The sequence below is a fragment of the Cryobacterium sp. TMT2-14 genome (assembly GCF_004402465.1).
Taxonomy (GTDB): Bacteria; Actinomycetota; Actinomycetes; order Actinomycetales; family Microbacteriaceae; genus Cryobacterium; species Cryobacterium sandaracinum.
Genome location: NZ_SOFV01000039.1, coordinates 1 through 19,936, shown reverse-complemented (window position 1 = coordinate 19,936; position 19,936 = coordinate 1). Strand labels below are relative to the sequence as shown.

Genomic DNA, 19,936 nt, shown 5'->3' with positions numbered 1-19,936 from the left:
AATCGTGACGCCGCCTTAGCTCAGTCGGTAGAGCGTCTCACTCGTAATGAGAAGGTCATCAGTTCGATTCTGATAGGCGGCTCCATCTCAACTCAGGCAGCCGTGGCTTTCGCTCGCGCCGCGCACACCCGCCACGCGAGTGCGCACTGCGAAGTCACCCGAATCGCGTACAGGGGCGTTGGGCTCGTGGCCGGGACGAAATCGACCGCCTCATCGACCGAAGTCGCCTCACCCGCGTGGTCGCCAACCGCAACCTCGCGGAAAGCCACTTCGTGCAGGCGCGCACGCACGCGGCGCGGCTCATCGAGCTGATACCGCCCTATTGAGCCGCAACCTGAGGCTGACTGAGCCGACCGGGGCATCCGTCGTCACGTAAACGCGGAGATTTTCGGGAAACGCCGGTTCTACGGCCCGGCCGAGCGGCGTGTTGCGAAAATCTCCGGAGTCACCGTGCTGTCCCCACGGATGCCCGGTGCCGGGCCGGCGGACCAGGTCTCCGGGTCGTGACGGGCTCGACCGCCGGCCGCCCGCGATCGCTAGGCTGATCCCATGACCGACACAACCCGCACCGACACTATTCGCTGGGGAATCCTGGCCACGGGCGGGATCGCCCACGCATTCACGAACGACCTCGTCCGGAACGGTTTTCAGGTGCAGGCAGTCGGTTCCCGCTCGCAGGCGTCGGCGGATGCCTTCGCGGCCGAGTTCGGCATTCCCACGGCTCATCCGAGCTACGAGGCCCTGGCCGCGGACCCGGATGTCGACATCATCTACATTTCGACCCCGCATCCGTTTCACGCCGAGAACGCCAAGCTCGCCCTGAATGCCGGCAAGCATGTTCTGATCGAGAAGCCGATTACCCTGAACGGCGCCGAGGCCCGCGAGGTCGTCGACCTCGCCGCGACCCTGGGGCTGCTGGTGCTCGAGGGAATGTGGACCCGGTTCCTGCCGCACATGGTGCGCATCCGCGAGATCCTCGCCGAGGGCACCCTCGGCGACGTGCGCACCCTGATCGCCGATCACACCCAGGACCTGCCGGATGACCCGGCGCACCGGCTGAACGCCATGCACCTGGGCGGCGGGGCGCTCCTCGACCTCGGCATCTACCCGCTCACCTTCGCGTCCGAACTGTTCGGACGCCCCGAGACGATCCTCGCGACCGCCACCTTCAAGGCCACCGGCGCCGACGCGCAGATCGCCACGACCTTCCGCTACGCGGGCGGGCAGATCGCCCAGACCCTGTCGGCCAGCAACACCACCGGCCCGAATACGGCCACCATCCTCGGCACGCTGGGCCGCATCGACATCGACCGGGTCTGGTACTCGCCCACGGACTTCCGGGTGCTCAACAGCGCCAACGAGGTCATCGAGACCTTCACCGCCGAGATCAACGGGCGCGGCATGCACTACCAGGCGGCCGAAGCGGAGCAACTGATCCGGGCCGGCAAGATCTCGAGCGACATCCTGCCGGTCGAGGAAGTGGTGGCGATCATGGAGACGCTCGACCTGGTGCGCGCGCAAATCGGCCTGCGGTACCCCGGGGAGTAAGCGGGAGTCCGTGCGCTGTGCTCCGGTCGATAATCTGACCAGTAGAGCGGGAGGGGGCAGAATGGCGCCGCGTGGATCCAGTGGTGGTGTCACGAACCGGCCTCACCGCCCCCATACGTGGCCGTTGCGGCTCCTCGGCGCGCTGGTCGCGTGCTCCGTCGTCGAGCCGCTCGAGTTCGTTCCGCCCGTCGGATGACGCCACCCCCGTTTTGGGGTGGTCGTACTCGGGGGCGTTGGTCCATCGGCCCATGACGGCTCGGCTAGCGTGTACGCAACGGGAGCGGGGGATCCGATGCACGCCAACGCGCACGCGGATCGAATCGATGACCGCTCCCTTCGCCATGCGCGGCTCGGCCGCTGGATCCTGTGGCTGATGTGGGTGCTGCTGATCGGTTACGCGATCGGCCTGTTCGCCTCCTTCGGCCCGGTTTTCACCGGCTCCTTGTCGCTAATCACTGCGGGGCTCCCGGCCCTGCTCTGCTGGGCAGCCGCGCTCTGCGCGGAGCGCGGCCGCACGCAGCTGATTCTGGTGTCGGCCGCGATGACGGCCTTTACCCTCGGCAGCACCTATTACCTGCTCGCGGGCGCGGCGACCCTCTCGTTTCCGTCTCCGGCCGACATCGGTTACACGCTTTTCTATCCGCTGATTCTGGCCGGACTGGCTGTCCTGGTCCACCGTCAGCGTGGTGAAATACCCCGGTCGGTCCTGGTGGACGGAGCCATCGGGTCGCTTGGCGCGGCATCCGTGCTGGCCGTGTTGCTCAGCCCGGTGATTGCATCCGCGGGTGTCTGGCCGCCCTCCCCGGCCGCCCTGGTGTCCGCCAGCTACCCTCTGCTCGATCTGTTGCTCGTGTCGGTCATCACGGGGATTGCCGCCGCCCGCGGACTCGACGTGGGCCGACGGTGGGCCCTGCTGGTGCTCGGACTCCTGATCTTCGCGGCAACCGACGCCGTCTACGCCTTCCAGGTTTCCGCCGGAACGTACACCTTCGGGGAGCCGTTGGATGCGGGCTGGGCGCTCGGCCTCACCCTCATTGCGGTCTGGGCGTGGGACCTGGCTCGGCCCGGTGTCACCGCCCGGCGCCCCCTGAGCGGCGTGTGGACTCTCGCGGTGCCCGGGGCAGCCACGATCGCCGGGATGGCGGTGCTCGTCCTCGGCACGCAGGTGAAGATCTCCACAGGCGCCGTGCTCCTCGCAGGCGTGACCCTGGTGCTCGGGACCGTGCGCACTCAGCTCGCCTCCCGGCAGATCGGGCGGATAGCCGACCTTCACCGCCAGGCGAGCACCGACGACCTGACCGGGCTGCCGAACCGGCGCGCCCTCTACGCCGAGGCATCCGCTCACCTCGTGCCCGGGGACGGCCACCGGAGCGCCCTGCTGCTCCTGGATATCGACCGGTTCAAGGAAGTGAACGACAGTCTCGGCCACGACGTCGGCGATCTGCTGCTGGTGCAGGCCGGATCGCGCCTGTTCGATCAGCGACGACCGGGCGATCTTCTCGCCCGGCTCGGCGGCGACGAGTTCGCGCTTTTGATCCAGGACGCCGGCCACGACGAGGCTGTGGCGGCGGCCGTGCGGCTGCGGGCGGTCCTGGCCCGGCCGTTCACGCTGGAGGGCATCGCGATCGAGTCCAACGTCAGCATCGGCATCGCCCTATTCCCCGACCAGGGTGACACCCTCAAGGTGCTGCTGCGCAAGGCCGACATGGCCATGTACAAGGCCAAGTCCTCCCGCAGCGGGCACCACGTCTTCGTCTGCTCCGACGACGATCACGGCGACTCCAGGCTGCGGATGATGGAAGACCTGCGCGGCGCCCTCGCCATGGACGAACTCGTGCTGCACTACCAGCCCAAGATCGAGCTGGCCACCGGGCACGTGCACGGTGTGGAGGCGCTGGTGCGCTGGCAGCACCCGAGCCGGGGTCTGCTGCCTCCCGACGTGTTCCTGACCCTGGCCGAAGACGTCGGGCTCATGCGCGACCTGACCCGGATCGTGCTGGGAAAGGCGCTCGACCAGGCCGCGGTCTGGCGTGCGCAGGGAACACCGCTGACCGTTGCGGTCAACATGTCTCCCAGCACCCTGATCGAGTCTGATCTGCCCGCACGCATCGCCGCCATGATCCAGGTGCGGGGGTTGTCGGCCGCCGACCTGATGCTGGAGATCACCGAAGAGTTCCTGATGGAAGACCGGGCCAGGGCCAGGGACATCCTGATCCGCCTGCGGGAGAGCGGCATCCGCATCGCCGTGGATGATTTCGGCACCGGCTACAGCTCCCTCGCCTACCTCCGGGACCTGCCGATCGACGAGCTCAAACTCGACAAGTCCTTCGTGTTCCCGATGGCCGACGACGCCAGGGCCGCGGCCCTGGTGGCCTCGATCATCGCGCTCGCGCACAGCCTCGGCGTGCGCATGGTGGCGGAGGGCGTCGAGGACGCCGTCGCCTACGCCGAGCTGACCCGGTACGGCTGCGACGAGGCCCAGGGCTTCCACATGTCCCGCCCGCTTCCGGCCGCGGCACTGGATGCCTGGCTCGCCGCCCGGCACGCGCCGGCGGCCACGCGGGCGCCGTCGCAACGCCGCAGTAACGCCGTTGCAACGCCGTGGGCACGAGGCACAGGCTGACTCACAAGCCCGGCGGGTAGGGTTCACGGGTGGAAGAATCGAAGCCTCGCAAACGCCTCGCGGCCGTCCTCGTCGCCGTGGCGGTGCTGCTGGGCGCGGGTGCCGTCCTGATCGGGGCGTCGACCCGGGCCCCGGATGCCGCGGCCACCGCCTCCATCGCCGCCGCGAACACCGGTGCGAGCGTGAACGTGCCGGCCGCGGAACCCGTTTCGGAGCGCCCCGTGCCGGCCACCGCCTCCGATGCCAGAAACCTGCGTACGTGTTCGGTCTCAGCGCTGGCCGCCGACCCCCGGTTGGCTGATTTCCAGGCCCAGGTGGTCAACGCCAGCACCGGCGAGGTGCTCTTCGACCGCGGCGGCGATACCTCCTCACGCACGGCGAGCGTGCTCAAGGTGCTGACCAGCGCCGCCGCCCTTGAGGTGCTCGGACCGGACTACCGAGCCACGACCACCGTCGTCACCGGCAGCACACCGGGGTCTGTCGTGCTGGTCGGCGGGGGAGACCTCACCCTCACGCGCCTGCCCACCGGCACGGAATCCGTCTACCCCGGCGCAGCCCACGTCGATGAGCTCGCCCGCCAGACCCTCGCCGCCTGGCGGGCGAACCCGGCGAACCCGCCGATCACCTCCCTCGTGCTGGACGCCTCGTTCTTCGGCGGGCCCGGCTGGGAACCGAGCTGGGATGAACTGGAACGCAACGCCGGTTCCATGCCCGACGTGACCGCCCTGCAGGTCGACGGTGACCGCGACGACCCCTCGCGTCAGAGCTCTTCCCGCAGCGCCGACCCCGTCGGGCGCGCCGGCGCGGCCTTCGCCGCCGCGCTCGGCGGCGGCGTGAGCGTCAGCGTCGGCACCGCGCCGGCCGGGGCCGAACAGCTCGCCGCCGCCCGGTCCCAGCCCGTGTCCGTGCTGATCGGGCAGTCGCTGATCGTGTCGGACAACACCCTCGCCGAGATGCTCGCCCGGCTCGTCGCGGTGGAGTCCGGGGCCGGCAACACCTTCGGCGCCCTGCAGGAGTCCGTCGTCGCGGCGCTCGACGCCTATGGCATCGACACGACCGGCATCATCATCCGGGACGGCTCAGGCCTCAGCGACGACAACGCCGTACCGCCGTCGTATCTCACCCGGCTGTTCGTCAAGATCAACGCGCGCGACGGCGACCTCGGCGTCATCTTCGACGGCCTACCGATCGCCGGTGGACCCACCGGATCGCTGTCCTACAGCGACCGGTTCACGGGCGACAACGCCGTCGCCGACGGCGCCGTCTTCGCCAAGACAGGCTGGATCGACACCGGCTACACGCTCTCCGGCATTATCCGGGCGGCCGACGGCACGCCGCTCACCTTCGCCGTTTACGCGCTCGGGGATGTGAGCGATAATGCGAAGCAGGCGCTCGACACCATCACCGCCGGGTTCTTCCGCTGCGGCGACAACCTGTCGAACTCCTGACTTCAACCGGCGACAGAAGGAGCAATCCGTGACCAGGGCCCTGTTCATCATCGACGTTCAGAACGATTTCACCGAGGGCGGGGCCCTCGCCGTCGAGGGTGGGTCTGCGGTGGCCGCGGGCGTCAGCGCGCTGCTGGCGGAACATCCGGATGCCTATGACGTGATCTTCGCCTCCCGCGACTGGCACGACCCCGACAACGACAACGGCGGACACTTCGCCCGGGCCGGCGAGCCAGGCTCCACGGACTCCTGGCCCGTGCACTGCGTGGCGGGCACCCCTGGCGCCGAGTACCACCCCTCGCTGCTGTTGCCGGACACGACCATCCACATTCGCAAGGGGCAGGGCCACGCGGGCTACTCCATTTTCGACGGCATCTCGGTGGGCGGCGAGAAGACGGGCGAGCTGCTCATCGCGAACGGGGTGACCGACATCGACATCGTCGGCCTCGCCACCGACCACTGTGTGCGCGCGTCCGGCCTGGATGCGCGGGGCCACGGCCAGCATGTGCGGGTACTGACCGACCTCGTCGCCGGCGTCGCCCCGGACACGAGTGACGCGGCCCTGGGCGAGCTGGCCTATGCCGGTGCCGTGCTCGTCACCTCCGACGTGGTCGTCTGAGCGTGGGGGTGACCGGCCGGGCGAGTCCGGCCCCGGTGGGACCGGCCGCGGCGGGACCGGCCGCGGCGGTTTCTGCTCCGGCGGTTTCTGCTCCGGCGGGCTCTACTCCGGTGGGCTCTGCAGGCGGGGCGCTGTTCGCGCAGCGCCTCGACGGCGTGCGGATCGCCTACGACATCGTGCCCGGCGAGCGCCCGATCCTGCTCGTGCACGGGTTCGCGTCGACATCGCAGGTCACCTGGGTCGGCACCGGCTGGGTGCGAGCCCTGCAGGACACCGGGCGCGGCGTGATCACCCTCGACCTCCGCGGTCACGGCCGTAGCGACAAGCCGCACCGCAGCATCGACTACCTGCCCCGGCAACTCGCCGCCGACCTCGTGGTCGTGCTCGACGCCCTCGGGCTGGAGCAGGTCGACGTGGTCGCCTATTCGATGGGCTCGCGCGTGGCGGCGGCGCTCGCGCGGCTGGCGCCGTCCCGGGTGCGCCGACTGGTGCTCGGCGGAGCCGGGCCGGACGAACTGTTCGAGACGTGGCATCCGGATGCCGTGCGCCGGTTCGTGACCGACGGCACCGCCGGCGCCGACCCGTCGATCGCGGCGATACTGGGTGCCGCGATCACCGCCGGCGCCGACCGTGAGGCCCTTGTGGCGTGCGTCGGCGGGGTGGCCGGCTCCTCGCTGGACGTGCCGGTCGAGATTCCCGTGCTCTACGTCGCCGGCGGCGCCGACTCCATCCCGGCCGGGGTCGCCGAACTTGCCCGCGCGCGCGGTGCCGACTACCTCGAACTGGCGGGCCGGGACCACGTGAACACGCTCACCTCCCGCGAGTTCAAGCGCGCCGCACTGCAGTTCCTGGCCTGAGCGCCCTGAGCGCCCTGAGCGCCCTGAGTCCGGGCACTCGCTCGCCTCTCACGCCCCTAACGAATTCGACGGAGATTTTGCCTGCATCGCCCTAAACACCTTCAGAAACCCGCACATATCGCAAAATCTCCGTCGAATTCGTTCGCGCTGTGGGGCGGAGCGCGTGGGGGCTGCCCGAACCGCACAAGAGATGCTGCGCATCCGGCTGGCGCTGCTGGGCAACCGGCCGGTGTTGGGGCTAACTCAGGAGATCCGTCCGGGCCGGCCCGGACATCCGCGCTGGTTCCGCACTGGTCCGGGGCGGCCGGGCCACCGGGCGACGGATGTCCTGAGTTGGCCACACGCGCGAGCTCGGCTGGCCCTGGCCCTGACCCTGACCCTGACGAATTCGACGGAGATTGTGCCCATAACCGCGTCCAACACTCTGAAAACCCGCACATATTGCAAAATCTCCGTCGAATTGGTTCGCCGCCGGCTGGGGGGAGTGAGCCCCGGCGCCTCCCCTAGGCTGGGGGCGTGCGGGCCTCGCTGCCGAGGCCGCCGAATGCCGACCGGGGGACCGTCATGACAACCGACATCCAGGATGCGATGGGTTCGGTTTCGACAGGCTCGACCACCGGATCCGTCTCGTTCACCGGCGCCCGGGGCAGGAAGTACTGGCTCGCGCCGGCCGCCGCGATCTTCGCCGTCGCCTGGGGCGGCAACGAATTCACCCCGCTGCTGGTGATGTACCGACAGGCGGACGGGTTCTCCAATCAGCTGGCGAACCTGCTGCTCGGGGCCTACGTACTCGGCATCATCCCGGCGCTACTGATCGCCGGCCCGCTGTCGGACCGGTTCGGCCGCCGACCGCTGATGCTGCCCGCGCCCTGGGTCGCGATCGCGGGGAGCGTGCTGCTGGCCCTGTCCGCGGGCAATGTGCCCATGCTGCTGGCCGGCCGCATCCTCTCCGGCGTCGCCCTCGGCCTGGCCATGGCCGTGGGCACCAGCTGGGTGAAGGAACTCTCCGCGAGACCGTTCGACTTCGGGGCCGACCGTTCCTCGGGGGCACGACGGGCGACCATCGCGCTGTCCCTCGGTTTCGCACTCGGCGCGGCGAGCTCCGGAGCGCTGGCCCAGTGGGCGCCGTTCCCCGGCGTGCTGCCGTACGCGGCGCACACCGTCATCGCCGTGCTCTTCGGCCTTCTGCTGTTTTGCACCCCGGAGTCCCAGGGGCGGGGTATCGCGGCCGGGGCCCTGCCGGCCGTCCACCCGGCCATCTCCCCGTACCCGCGGTTCCTGCTCCTGATCGTGCCGGTGGCGCCGTGGGTGTTCGGAACGGCCACGACCGCCTACGCCATTCTGCCGGCGCTCGCCGCGACCGAGATCCCGTCCGCGCCGGTGGCATTCGCGGCCCTGCTCTGCGTGGTGGCTCTCGTCGCGGGGGCGTCGCTGCAGCTCTTCAGCCACCGCATCACCGCCGGGCACAATGCCCGAGGAATCATGTTCGCGCTGATGCTGACCGTCGGGTCGCTGCTGCTCGCATCCGTCGCCGTGAGCCCACCCGTGCTCTGGCTGATTTTGCCGGCGGCGGCCCTGCTCGGCGCCGCGTACGGCCTGCTGATGGTGTCGGGGCTGCAGGAGGTGCAGCGGATCGCGCCGCCCGACCACCTCGCCCGGCTGACCGCGATCTACTACGGCATCACCTACCTGGGGTTCTTCGTGCCGTTGGCGCTGTCCCTGCTCGAGCCTTGGCTCGGCTACCCGGCGATGTTCGCGGGCGGGGCCGCGTTCTCGGCCGTGTCGCTGGTGGTGGTGATGCTGGTCTTCCGCCGGGACATCTCCCTGCATCGCGCCGCGGCGAGCCGATGAAATCGCGCGCGACCTGCAGCCCGCAAAAAAAGTTTTACAGAGATTTCCATGCATGTGCATCCGTTTGGGGACGTGCGAGAGAAGTAGGGGTTAAAGAGGTTTCAAGAATCTCTTCAGAGTGACCCACTCACAGATCCATTACGCAGGAGGAAACGATGCACAAGTCCCTCAAGATCGGAATGACGGCCAGCGCTCTCGGTGCTCTCGTCGCCCTCGGCGGTCTCGCTCCGGCACAGGCAGCCGAAGACGTCGCGAAGCTGTCTGTGTTTCACGGAGTTCCCGGCCTCACCGTCGACGTCTACGTGAACGACAAGCTGACCCTGGACGACTTCAAGCCGGGCGACCTCGCCGGTCCGCTCGACCTCGCTCCCGGCACCTACAAGGTGGCCATCACCGCGTCGGACGCAGCGGATGCCAGCGCACCTGCCATCGGCCCGGTCGACCTCCCGCTCGAAGCCGGCAAGAACTACACCGCCGCCGCGCACCTCGACGAGGCCGGCAAGCCCACGGCGTCGCTGTTCACCAACGACATCTCGCAGCTCGCCGCCGGGGAGGGCCGCCTGACGGTTCGCCACGTGGCAGCAGCCCCCGCGGTCGATGTTCTCGCCAACGGAGCCGTCGCGATCACCGCCCTGGTGAACCCGAAGGAATCCGTGCTCACGTTGCCGGCCGGCACCATCTCGGCCGCCGTCGCCGCAACCGGAACGACTGACCCGGTGATCGGCCCGGCAGACGTCAACGTCGCAGAGGGCACGAACACGATCGTCTACGCGTGGGGCAGCCTGACCGACAAGAACCTGGCCCTGGCCGTTCAGACCATCGACGGGCTTCACTCCAACCCGGACAGCATCCCCGCCGGTGAGGCCGGTCTCGTCGCCACCAACCAGGCGGACGACTCCACGGGGCTCATGGTCGGTGGGTTCGCCGCCGCGCTGATGGGTCTGGTCGCCGCCGCCGTCGTCGGTATGCGTCGCCTGTCCGCGGCTCGCCGCTAGTCACGCCAGTCAGAAAGGGAGATCCACAATGAGAGCCACAGCGGGCACTTTCACAGTGCTCGCTGTGGCTCTCGCCCTGCTCACGGGCTGCAGCAGCGCCCCGAGCGCATCATCGCCCACGGCCTACGTTCCCCCGACGAACGCAGCGCCGACTCCGACGCCGTCGGCCCCGCTGCCCGTCGCCGAGGTCGACGTGCCGACCGTCAGTTCCTCGCTGGATCAGAACCAGACCCCGCAGGCCCGGCCGCCCCAGACCATCCGAGTCGACTCCCTCGGAATCGACATGGCCATCGAGTCCGTCGGTCTGGCCGACGACGGGGCGATGGAGCTGCCAAAAGACCCCTCGCTCGCCGCCTGGTATCGCTTTGGACCGTCACCGGCCAGCACCACCGGCGCGACCGTGATCGCCGCTCACGTCGACTCCCTGATTTACGACATCGGACCGTTCGCCCAGCTCGCCTCGGCGCGTGCGGGCACCGAGATCGTGGTGACCACCGACGACGGTCAGGAGCGTCGCTATTCCGTGGAATCCGTTCAAACCGTGGTCAAACAGGATGTGCCCTGGAACTCGATCTTCGACCGGTCCGGTCCCAACCGGCTCACCCTTGTGACCTGCGGCGGCGAATTCGACTACGACGCCCGCACCTATCTGTCCAACGTAATCGTCTCGGCGAGTCCAATCGCATGACCCAGGCACCATGACGCAGAGGGGTGGCTATGCTGGTCATCACGGTGGTCGAGGCTTGCTCTCCGGCGGAGTCTGACATGTACGACCTCCCGATGCGCTCACCAACCGGGGGAAACCGATACGACGTGACGGCACTCACCGACGAAGACGACCACGCCCAGCTCGTTCTCGCGTTTCGGGCGGGAGACGAACGTGCGCTCGCCGAGGCCTACGCCCGCTGGTCATCCCTCGTCTACACGATCGCCGTTCGTTCGCTCGGCGATCCCGGCGAAGCCGAAGACGTCACCCAGAAGGTCTTCATCGCCGCCTGGCGCGGGCGGGACGGATTTGATGCGTCGCGGTCGCCTCTGCCGGCCTGGCTCGTCGGGATCACTCGGCACACCGTTGCGGATGCCCACGAGGCCCGCTCACGACGGCGGCGGGTCGAGGAAGCTGCCCTCGTTGACACCGCGCTCAGCCAGACCGACGAATCCGCCGACATCGCGGATCGTGTGCTGATGAGCGACGAACTTCGCCGGCTCGGACCCGTTCCGCAGCAGGTGATGCAGCTGGCCTTCTACGACGATCTCACGCACACCCAAATCGCCGATAACCTCGGACTGCCGCTCGGCACCGTTAAGAGTCACATCCGCCGAAGTCTTTCGAGACTGCGCACCAGATTGGAGGCGAACGATGACACACATTGACCGGGAAAACCTCGCTCTCATTGCAATGACAGAGTTCGACCTCACCGAACCCGAACGCCAGCACCTGTCGGAATGCCCCGAGTGCTCCCTGGAACTCATCGCCCTGCAGCACACCGCCCACGTCGGCCGGTCCGCGCGCAGCGTGCAACTCGTGGAGCCCGGCGATCGAGTCTGGGCCGGTATCCACGCCGCCCTCGGCCTGTCCGACGCCGTGGCCGCCACCCCTGGGCGCAGCGGCTACGAGGCAGCGGACCAGCCCCCTGCAGCGGTCGAGCCTGTCGAGACCCCTGCACCGGTGGTCGAGCCTGTCGAGACCCCGTCCGCCACGGTCACCGACATCGGCTCCGCCCTGCGCCCCCTCCCACGACGCCGCAACTGGATGCCGAGGGCCGTGGCCGCCGGCATCGCCGGGCTGCTCGGCGGCCTCGGCGGCGGCATCTGGTGGCAGTCCGCACAGCAGCAGGAACCCGCGCCGGTGCTACTCGCCGAGGCCCAGCTGGACCCGTACCCCGGCTGGGACGCCGCCGGCAGCGCCTACGTCGCGAAGACGGCCGACGGCCACCGGGAGGTCGTGCTCGACGTCACCGGGGTGAGCGCCGACACCGATCTGCGCGAGGTGTGGCTGATCAAGGCGGATGCGTCCGGGCTGATCAGCATCGGACTGCTCGACGGTGAGTCCGGGCGCTTCGCCATCCCCGACGGCGTCGACCTGTCGCAGTACCCGCTGGTCGACGTCTCCGCGGAACCCGACGACGGCGACCCGCAGCACTCCGGCGAGTCGATCCTGCGCGGGGAACTGCGCACGGCCTGACACCACCCGCACGTGAGTGTCAGAGCGTATTGCCGAGCTTGAAGCCGTGCTCCACGTCGTTCTTGCGGGTGTACGAGAACCCGTCGGCGCCGACCGTGACGGCCATCTCGCTGGACTCGGTGCGGGCCATGACCGGCTGGGGGTTGCCGTCCAGGTCGAGCACCAGTGAGGCATCCGTGTACCAGCTCGGCACGACCGCGTTGCCCCACCAGTCGCGGCGCTGGTTGTCGTGCACGTCCCAGGTGACGACGGGGTTGTCGGGGTCGCCGGTGTAGTAGTCCTGGGTGTAGATCTCGACCCGGTGGCCGTCGGGGTCGCGCAGGTAGAGGTAGAACGCGTTCGAGACGCCGTGGCGGCCGGGGCCGCGCTCGATGACGTCCGACATCCGCAGGGCGCCGAGCTTGTCGCAGATGTAGATGATGTTGTGCTTCTCGTGCGTGGAGAAGGCGATGTGGTGCATCCGCGGGCCGTCGCCGCCGGTCAGGGCGGTGTCGTGCACGGTGTCCTTGCGGCGCATCCAGGCAGCGTAGGTGACGCCGTCTTCGTCCTGGATGTCCTCGGTGACGCGGAAGCCGAGGTCCTCGAGGTAGCCGCGGCCGAGTCCCACGTCGGGGGTGACCTGGTTGAAGTGGTCCAGGCGCACGAGGGCGCCGGGACCCTGCAAGTCGTAGCGCCAGGCCAGGCGTTCGACGTGGTCGACCGAGTAGAAGAACTCGTAGGGGAAGCCGAGCGGGTCTTCGACGCGCACGGAGTCACCGACACCCTTCACGAACCCGTTGATGCGGCGTTCGGTGCGGCAGCCGAGCTCCTGATACCAGGCCTCGGCCAGACCCACGTCTTCGGGGGCGCGCACCCGGAAGGCCATCGCGGCGACTGCGGCGACCGGGCCCTGGCGCAGCACCAGGTTGTGGTGGATGAACTCCTCGAAGCTGCGCAGGTAGATCTCGGTGTCGCTCTCCTCGGTCACGACGAGGCCGAGCACGTCGACGTAGAACGCACGCGAGCGGGCCAGGTCGGTGACGACGATGTCCATGTAGGCGCAGCGCAGGATGTCCGGCGGGGTCGCGGTCGGCGTGGGGATGGGGGTGGTGGTCATGGAATCCTCCTCATTGAGATGTCGCGGTGGTCGAGCGTGTCGGTGGTCGAGCGTGTCGGGACCCGGGACCGGGGACCCGAGATCAGTGGGCGCCGAAGCGGGCGGTGTGCACAGGCCCGAGGGAAACGTGCACGGCCTGCTGCTCGGTGTAGAAGTCGATCGAGCGGTAGCCGCCCTCGTGGCCGAGGCCCGAGGCCTTGACCCCTCCGAACGGGGTGCGCAGGTCCCGCACGTTGTGTGAGTTGAGCCAGACCATGCCCGCCTCGATCGACTGCGCGAAGGTGTGCGCCCGGGTGAGGTTGCTGGTCCAGATGTATGCGGCCAAGCCATACTTGACGCCGTTGGCCAGCTCGAGGGCTTCTTCGTCGGTGTCGAACGGCGTGATCGCCACGACCGGTCCGAAGATCTCCTCCTGGAAGATGCGGGCCGTCGGGGCGACATCCACGAACACGGTCGGGGACACGTAGTTGCCCTCCGGCAGGTTCTGGGGGCGGCCGCCGCCGGCGAGCAGGCGGCCCTCGCTCTTGCCGATCTCGACGTAGCTCATCACCTTGGCGTAGTGCTCGGGGTGCACGAGCGCGCCGACCTCGGTGGCAGGGTCGTGTGGGTCGCCGACGACGATGTTCTGTGCCCGGGCCGCATAGCGGGCGCAGAAGTCGTCGTAGATCGGGCGTTCCACCAGGATGCGGCTGCTGGCGGTGCAGCGCTCGCCGTTGAGCGAGAACACCCCGAACAGGGTCGAGTCGAGCGCGGCCTCGAGGTCGGCGTCGGCGAAGACCACGGCGGGGGACTTGCCGCCGAGCTCCATCGACATGCCCTTGAGGTTCGCGGCGCAGTTGCGGTAGATGGTCTGACCCGTGGTGGTCTCGCCCGTGAACGAGATGAGGGGGACATCCGGATGCTTGACCAGCGCGTCCCCGGCCTCCTCACCCAGCCCGTTGACCAGGTTGAAGACCCCGTCGGGCAGCCCGGCGGAGCGGAAGATCTCCGCCCACAGGCTCGCCGACAGCGGCGTGAACTCGGCCGGCTTGAGCACGACCGTGCAGCCGGCGGCCAGTGCGGGGGCGAGCTTCCAGCTCTCCAGCATGAACGGGGTGTTCCACGGGGTGATCAGCCCGGCCACGCCGACCGGTTTGCGGAAGACGTAGTTGATCTGGCTGCCTGGCACCTGGTAGGTGTCGTCGGTCTGCGCCACGATCAGGTCGGCGAAGAAGCGGAAGTTCTCGGCCGCCCGCTTGGCCTGGCCGAGGGCCTGGGTGATCGGCAGGCCGGTGTCGAACGTCTCGAGTTCGGCGAGGCGGGCATCCTGGGCCTCGACGGCGTCGGCGATCTTGTTCAGGATGCGGGAGCGTTCGCGCGGCTTCATCCTCGGCCACGGCCCGGCTACGAAGGCGTCGGTCGCGGCGGCGACGGCGAGGTCCACGTCTTCCTTCTGGCCGGCTGCGGCGGTGGCGTAGGTCTGGTTCGACACCGGGTCGAGCACGTTGAAGGTCGCGCCGGAGACGCTGTCGACGAACCGGCCGCCGATGAAGTGCTGGATGCGGGACGGCAGGTTCTCGGGCACGTGCTGCGCGCGGGTTCTCGTGGTGGTGGTGTCGGTCACGGCGGTCTCGGTCATGGTGGTGTCGGTCATGGCTCAGGCTGCTTTCGGGGTGAAGCCGGCGACAGTGAAGCCGTCGACGGGGGAGAGGTACTGCTCGCCGGCGGCCAGGAGCGCCTGCATTTTGGCGATGCCCGCATCCGTCGGGGTGATCAGCGGCGGGCGCACGAAGCCGCTCTCGATCAGGCCGCGCTGCTCGAGCACCCATTTGCCCGGGGCCGGGTTCGTCTCGACGAAAAGCAGGTCGACGAGTGGGTGCAGGCCGTAGTGGATGCGCCGGGCCGTCTCGATGTCGCCGGCCATCCACGCGTTGTACATCTCGACGTGCGCGACCGGGGCGATGTTGCTCGTGGCGCTGATGTATCCCACGCCGCCGAGGGCCAGCAGAGGCAGGCAGAGCAGTTCGATGCCGCTCCAGACCAGCAGTTCGGGGCCGCAGAGCTGCAGCACCCGGGAGAAGTGCTCGAAGTCCTTGGTGGTCTCCTTGACGCCGACGAAGTTGTCGAAATCGCGGTAGAGGCGGGCGATGGTCTCCGGTGCGATGTCCACGGCGGTGCGGCTGGGCACGTTGTAGGCGACGATCGGCAGGTCCGGAAACTCCTCGGCCACGGTCTTGTACCAGAAGTAGAGGGCTTCCTGGGTGGGGCGGGCGTAGTAGGGGGTGATGATCAGGGCGGCGTCGACGCCGGCGTCCTGGGCCGCGGCGGTGAGCTCGAGGGTCTCGTCGAGCTTGGCCGAGCCGGTGCCGGGCATGAACGGCACCCGGTCGCCGACCGCGGCGGCCACGGTGCGGATCGCGCTGGCACGTTCGATGATGGTCTGCGAGCTCGGCTCGCCGGTGGAGCCGCCGAGCGAGATCCCGTGCGTGCCGGAGGCGAGCTGCCAGTTCACGAGGTTGGTGAGGCCGGCGTGGTCGACGGCGCCGTCGGCCGTGAACGGGCTCATCAGGGGCGCGATAGAGCCTGTGATCTGACTCGGGTCGGTGCGGAACTTCATTGTTCTTCCTTTCGAGGGCAACGGATGCGTCCGCGACTGTTGCCGAATCGGACGAATGTTCCCGGTGTGCGGGCAACAGTCGTCCGTTACGGGAACAGTTGCGGGATTGGCTGTTAGGGGGTGGAGGCGGTGGGGGCGGTGTGCTGCTGGGCGAGGAAGGCGTTCAGGGTGCCGAGCCGGTGGTCGCGCGCGGCCAGTTCTATCTGCAGGGGATCGGCGCCGTCCTTGATCAGGTCGAGCAGCGCGGTGTGCTCGGCGACGGACTCGTGCGCCCGACCGGGCACGAAGCTGAACGTGGATTCGCGCAGGGTGCCGAGCCGGCTCCAGCCCCGCTGCACCAGGTCGAGGATATGCGCATTGCTGCAGGCCTCGAACAGGGCCGAGTGGAACTCGCGGTTCAGGCAGGTGAAACGCACCGGGTCGAAGTGGTGCAGGCACTCGTCCATCTCCGCGTTGATCTCCCGGGCGCGCAGCAGCGTCTCCGGGTCGAGCCGCGGCGCCGACAGGGCGGTGGCGTAGCCCTCGACGAGGGCCAGCGTCTGCATCGTGTGGGTGTACTCGGTGACGTCGAGCATGGCCACCTGGGCGCCGACGTTGCGCTCGAACGTGACCAGACCCTCTGCCTCCAGCAGGCGGATGGCCTCCCGCACCGGCACGGTGCTGACACCGATCTCCCGGGCGATCTGCCCGAGCACCAGGCGGTAGCCCGGGCTGAAGCTGCCGTCGGAGATGCGGGCCCGGATCCACCGGTGGGCGAGCTGCGCCTTGCTCAGCGACGCCTCCGCGCCGGTGGTCGAGACGCCGTTGGTCGAGCCAGTCGCAACGCCAGTCGAGCCCGCCGAGCCTGTCGATCCAGTCGAGCCCGCCGAGCCTGTCGATCCAGTCGAGCCCGCCGAGCCTGTCGAGACCGAGGCCGTCATGCCTGCTCCTCCAGCCAGACCCGATAACGGGCCTTCCACTCGGCGTTCATCGGGTAGAGCCCGTCGACGCCGTGCCCGGCCGTGACCATGGCGGCGATGAAGGTCTCCTCGCGCTCCTGCACGATGGCTGCGGCGACCACCTCCTCAACCAGGTGCGGCGGGATCACGATCAGCCCGTCGGCGTCCCCGACGATCACGTCGCCGGGCTGCACGGATGCCCCGCCGCAGGCCACGGTCAGGTCCGTGTCCCACGGCACGTGCCGGCGTCCGAGCACGGCAGGGTGCGGTCCGGCGTGGTAGGTCGGGATCTCCAGGGCGGTGACGGCCGCGAGATCGCGCACACCGCCATCCGTCACGATGCCGGCCGCGCCGCGCATCTGGGCGCGCAGGGCGAGGATGTCGCCGACCGTGCCCGTGCCGCGCTCGCCGCGGGCCTCGATCACGAGCACGTCGCCCTGTCCGAGCGAGTCGAAGGCGCGCTTCTGGGCGTTGTAGCCGCCGCCGTGCGACTCGAACAGGTCCTCCCGCGCCGGAATGTACCGGAGTGTGCGGGCCCGGCCGACGAGACGGGCGCCCGGCCGGGTCGAGCCGAGGCCGTCGATCGACACCGAGTTGAGCCCGCGCTTGCGCAACTGGGCGCTGAGGGTGGCGGTGCCCACACTGTTGATCCGGGCCTTCAGCTCGGGGGTGAGGGCTAACGGCGGGGGCGTCTGCTCCGCTGTGGGTGCGGTGACGGATGTCGGTGCGAGCCCGGCCGCCTCCGCCGAACCCCACGCCTCGGTGCGCTGCAGATCGTCGACCCGCGGGCCGGCCCCGAACGCGCCGAACGGCACCGTGCCCTGCCGAATCGGGCTGACGAGGCGGCCGGTGCGGGGTGCGCCCGGGGCTCCTGGGGCATCCACTTCGACCTCGACGATGTCGCCGGGCACGACGACCGACGATCCGGCCGGCGTGCCGGTGAGGATCAGGTCGCCGGGCTCGAGCGTGAGCAGCTGCGAGAGGTCGGCGACGAGCCGGCCGAACCCGAAGAGCAGGTCGGCGGTCGTGTCCTCCTGTACGAGCGTGCCGTTGACCCAGGTGCGGATGCGCAGCGCTGCCGGGTCGAGGCCGGCCGCCGGCAGCAGTGTCGGCCCGACGGGGGTGAAGCCGTCGGCGCCCTTCGAGCGCAGGTTCGAGCCCTTGTCGGCGTAGCGCAGGTCGTACACGCCGAAGTCGTTGGCGCAGGTCACGTGCGAGACCGCCGCCCAGCCCTCCTCGGGCGAGACGCCGCGGGTGCGGTGCCCGATCACCAGCGCGATCTCGCCCTCGAACACCAGCAGCTCGCATCCGTCGGGCCGTTCCACCGGCGTGCCGCTGGAACTCCGCGACGACGCCGGCTTGAGGAAGTACGACGGCTGCTCCGGCGTGCGGCCGCGCTGGGCGGCCCGGCTCGGGTAGTTGAGGTGCACCGCAATGATCTTGCCCGGTGTGGCGAGATCGGTGGTGGCGGTGACGCTGATACCCGCGCTGTTGCTTGCGCTGCCGGTCGCGCTGGGGCTTGCGCTGGTGCTTGCGCTGTTGCTTGCGCTGTTGCTTGCGCTGACGTCGGCGGCGCCCACGGAGGTCGAGTTCGGCATGTTTTGCGGCTTTCTAGTCGTGCTGGGAAATGCCGAGCGGGACTCCACGGGTTTCCTTCACCACGGAGACCGCGACGAAGGAGATCGTGGCCAGCACCATGATGTAGATGCCGATCGACGGTGACCAGGCGGTCTCGTCCAGCAGCAGCTGCGCGATCAGGGGAGCGAACGCCCCACCGAGGATGGCACCCATGGCGTAGCCGATGGACACGCCCGAGTAGCGTACCTGAGCCGGGAACATCTCCGCGTAAAGCGCCGCCTGTGGACCGTACGAGAAGCCGAGCCCGCTGGCCAGCACGACGAGCGCCACCGTGAACCAGAGGATCTCGCCGGTGTCGATCAGCAGGAACATCGGGATGGCCCAGAGGAACAGCCAGGCGTAGCCGAACTGGAACGTGCGGATGCGCCCGATCTTGTCGGAGAGGATGCCGCCGATCATCGTCGACGCGAGCCAGAACGCGGCGGCGATGGTGCTGGCCAGCAGCACGGGGGAGCGTTCCATGCCCAGGCCGCCGGCCTCGACCGGCTTGGTGGCGTAGGAGGAGAAGAACGCGATCAACAGGTAGCCGGCGGCGTTGTTGGCGATGAAGATCAGGGCGGTCAGGATGACCTGGCGCCAGTGGCCGCGGAAGAGCTGGCGGAGGGGGGCGGCCGATTCCTTCTTGCGATCCTGCATCTCCTTGAAGACGGGGCTCTCGTCGACCGAGCGGCGAATGATGAAGCCGACCACGATAAGCAGCACCGAGACGAGGAACGGGATGCGCCAGCCCCAGGCGAGGAAGGCCTCCTCGCTCATCGTGCTGGTCACCAGGAGCATGACGCCGGTGGCGAGGATGAGCCCGGTCGGCACGCCGATCTGCGGGTACGCGCCGAAGAATCCGCGCTTGTTGACCGGGGCGTGCTCAACCGACATCAGGGCGGCACCGCCCCATTCCCCGCCGGCCGAGAAGCCCTGCAGGATGCGCAGCACGATCAGCAGGATCGGCGCCCAGACGCCGATCTGCTCGAAGGTCGGCAGGAGGCCGATCAGTGCCGTGGCCGCGCCCATGATGACGAGGGTCAGCACGAGCATGGCCTTGCGGCCGAGGCGGTCACCGAGGTGGCCGGCCACGACCGCGCCCAGCGGGCGGAAGAGGAAGCTGATGCCGAGGGAGGCCCAGGCCACGAGCTGCGCCAGACCGGCGTTGTCGTTGGCGAGCGGGGCGAAGTACAGCCCGGCCAGCACGAGGCCGGCGGCCTGCGCGTAGATGAAGAAGTCGTACCACTCGATGGTGGTGCCCACCATGGTGCCTGCGAGGACCCGGCGTTCCTCGTGTCGTTTCGCGGCGGTCGCTTTCGCGGCGCTCGCTCGGTCGGTCGTCAATGCCATGGAATACCCCTTTGTATTTCCCTGTGTGGTGCTGGAATCGTGCGATCTCGAAACGGTATCACAGATCGTATATTATCTACAGGGCTAGGAACGGGGTTGTCCGGGGGGCCTGGATGGTGCCGCCGTCTCGTGGTCCGGATGCCACCGTGCACCGGGCCGGCTGCCGGCGCCCGCCCGGTCGGCGCCCGCCCGCCCGGCTGCCGGCGCCCGGTC

At 69.2% G+C, this 19,936-nt stretch carries 16 protein-coding genes and 1 tRNA gene; 11 read left to right on the top strand and 6 right to left on the bottom strand.

The genetic code is table 11. The features are described 5' to 3' along the window. Positions 1–9 precede the first annotated feature (9 nt). The 11 genes from E3O28_RS12985 to E3O28_RS12935 all read left to right on the top strand — a co-directional run bounded on the left by E3O28_RS12985 (position 10) and on the right by E3O28_RS12935 (position 12,126). Positions 10–85, top strand: a tRNA-Thr gene (locus E3O28_RS12985). A gap of 464 nt (positions 86–549) precedes the next feature. Beyond that, on the top strand, positions 550–1,548 hold the full coding sequence (locus E3O28_RS12980; protein ID WP_104170793.1) for a Gfo/Idh/MocA family oxidoreductase: 999 nt from the start codon (positions 550–552) through the stop codon (positions 1,546–1,548). A gap of 265 nt (positions 1,549–1,813) precedes the next feature. Then, positions 1,814–4,171: an EAL domain-containing protein gene (locus E3O28_RS12975; protein ID WP_134416307.1), complete on the top strand. Its 2,358-nt coding sequence runs from the start codon at positions 1,814–1,816 to the stop codon at positions 4,169–4,171. Positions 4,172–4,200: 29 nt separating this feature from the next. Beyond that, complete coding sequence (locus tag E3O28_RS12970) at positions 4,201–5,619, top strand: D-alanyl-D-alanine carboxypeptidase (protein ID WP_241973125.1); 1,419 nt, start codon at positions 4,201–4,203, stop codon at positions 5,617–5,619. A gap of 28 nt (positions 5,620–5,647) precedes the next feature. Beyond that, on the top strand, positions 5,648–6,238 hold the full coding sequence (locus E3O28_RS12965) for an isochorismatase family protein (RefSeq protein WP_134416305.1): 591 nt from the start codon (positions 5,648–5,650) through the stop codon (positions 6,236–6,238). A gap of 110 nt (positions 6,239–6,348) precedes the next feature. Further along, positions 6,349–7,095, top strand: coding sequence for an alpha/beta fold hydrolase (locus E3O28_RS12960; RefSeq protein ID WP_198411605.1), 747 nt, complete (start codon positions 6,349–6,351; stop codon positions 7,093–7,095). Between the two features lie 564 nt (positions 7,096–7,659). Further along, complete coding sequence (locus E3O28_RS12955; RefSeq protein ID WP_198411603.1) at positions 7,660–8,946, top strand: MFS transporter; 1,287 nt, start codon at positions 7,660–7,662, stop codon at positions 8,944–8,946. 155 nt (positions 8,947–9,101) lie between these two features. Then, positions 9,102–9,941, top strand: coding sequence for a DUF4397 domain-containing protein (locus E3O28_RS12950; RefSeq protein ID WP_104170797.1), 840 nt, complete (start codon positions 9,102–9,104; stop codon positions 9,939–9,941). 28 nt (positions 9,942–9,969) lie between these two features. Next, positions 9,970–10,629, top strand: a complete 660-nt coding sequence (locus tag E3O28_RS12945; RefSeq protein WP_134416303.1) for a class F sortase — start codon at positions 9,970–9,972, stop codon at positions 10,627–10,629. Between the two features lie 29 nt (positions 10,630–10,658). Continuing rightward, entirely contained in the window at positions 10,659–11,315 is a 657-nt protein-coding gene (locus E3O28_RS12940; RefSeq protein WP_241973124.1) for a sigma-70 family RNA polymerase sigma factor, read from the top strand. After that, positions 11,302–12,126 carry an anti-sigma factor gene (locus E3O28_RS12935; protein ID WP_134416301.1) on the top strand — a complete coding sequence of 275 codons (825 nt, stop codon included), beginning with the start codon at positions 11,302–11,304 and terminating at the stop codon, positions 12,124–12,126. Before E3O28_RS12940 ends, E3O28_RS12935 begins: the two co-directional genes overlap by 14 nt. A gap of 19 nt (positions 12,127–12,145) precedes the next feature. On the opposite strand, the gene hpaD is transcribed toward E3O28_RS12935, so the two are convergent. From hpaD to E3O28_RS12905, 6 genes are all read right to left on the bottom strand, one after another. After that, positions 12,146–13,222, bottom strand: a complete 1,077-nt coding sequence (gene hpaD, locus E3O28_RS12930) for a 3,4-dihydroxyphenylacetate 2,3-dioxygenase (RefSeq protein WP_104194199.1) — start codon at positions 13,220–13,222, stop codon at positions 12,146–12,148. Between the two features lie 82 nt (positions 13,223–13,304). Next, positions 13,305–14,840 carry a 5-carboxymethyl-2-hydroxymuconate semialdehyde dehydrogenase gene (gene hpaE / locus E3O28_RS12925; RefSeq protein WP_104099412.1) on the bottom strand — a complete coding sequence of 512 codons (1,536 nt, stop codon included), beginning with the start codon at positions 14,838–14,840 and terminating at the stop codon, positions 13,305–13,307. Positions 14,841–14,858: 18 nt separating this feature from the next. Continuing rightward, a complete protein-coding gene (gene dapA, locus E3O28_RS12920) occupies positions 14,859–15,818 on the bottom strand; it encodes a 4-hydroxy-tetrahydrodipicolinate synthase (RefSeq protein WP_134401245.1) in 960 nt (319 codons plus the stop codon). Positions 15,819–15,931: 113 nt separating this feature from the next. Beyond that, entirely contained in the window at positions 15,932–16,738 is an 807-nt protein-coding gene (locus E3O28_RS12915; RefSeq protein ID WP_166784824.1) for an FCD domain-containing protein, read from the bottom strand. Beyond that, positions 16,735–18,354 (bottom strand): fumarylacetoacetate hydrolase family protein, encoded by a 1,620-nt coding sequence (locus tag E3O28_RS12910; protein ID WP_134416299.1) that lies wholly within the window; start codon positions 18,352–18,354, stop codon positions 16,735–16,737. The genes E3O28_RS12915 and E3O28_RS12910 overlap by 4 nt, the downstream gene beginning before the upstream one ends. A 13-nt stretch (positions 18,355–18,367) precedes the next feature. Beyond that, on the bottom strand, positions 18,368–19,723 hold the full coding sequence (locus E3O28_RS12905) for an MFS transporter (protein ID WP_104099416.1): 1,356 nt from the start codon (positions 19,721–19,723) through the stop codon (positions 18,368–18,370). Positions 19,724–19,936: the final 213 nt, after the last annotated feature.

Bases quoted from the DNA above. Each gene is read 5' to 3' on its own strand.
- E3O28_RS12980 (WP_104170793.1), top strand. From the start codon at position 550: ATGACCGACACAACCCGCACCGACACTATTCGCTGGGGAATCCTGGCC.
- E3O28_RS12955 (WP_198411603.1), top strand. From the start codon at position 7,660: ATGACAACCGACATCCAGGATGCGATGGGTTCGGTTTCGACAGGCTCG.
- E3O28_RS12950 (WP_104170797.1), top strand. From the start codon at position 9,102: ATGCACAAGTCCCTCAAGATCGGAATGACGGCCAGCGCTCTCGGTGCT.
- E3O28_RS12945 (WP_134416303.1), top strand. From the start codon at position 9,970: ATGAGAGCCACAGCGGGCACTTTCACAGTGCTCGCTGTGGCTCTCGCC.
- E3O28_RS12940 (WP_241973124.1), top strand. From the start codon at position 10,659: ATGCTGGTCATCACGGTGGTCGAGGCTTGCTCTCCGGCGGAGTCTGAC.
- E3O28_RS12935 (WP_134416301.1), top strand. From the start codon at position 11,302: ATGACACACATTGACCGGGAAAACCTCGCTCTCATTGCAATGACAGAG.
- hpaD (WP_104194199.1), bottom strand. From the start codon at position 13,222: ATGACCACCACCCCCATCCCCACGCCGACCGCGACCCCGCCGGACATC.
- hpaE (WP_104099412.1), bottom strand. From the start codon at position 14,840: ATGACCGAGACCGCCGTGACCGACACCACCACCACGAGAACCCGCGCG.
- dapA (WP_134401245.1), bottom strand. From the start codon at position 15,818: ATGAAGTTCCGCACCGACCCGAGTCAGATCACAGGCTCTATCGCGCCC.
- E3O28_RS12915 (WP_166784824.1), bottom strand. From the start codon at position 16,738: ATGACGGCCTCGGTCTCGACAGGCTCGGCGGGCTCGACTGGATCGACA.
- E3O28_RS12910 (WP_134416299.1), bottom strand. From the start codon at position 18,354: ATGCCGAACTCGACCTCCGTGGGCGCCGCCGACGTCAGCGCAAGCAAC.
- E3O28_RS12905 (WP_104099416.1), bottom strand. From the start codon at position 19,723: ATGGCATTGACGACCGACCGAGCGAGCGCCGCGAAAGCGACCGCCGCG.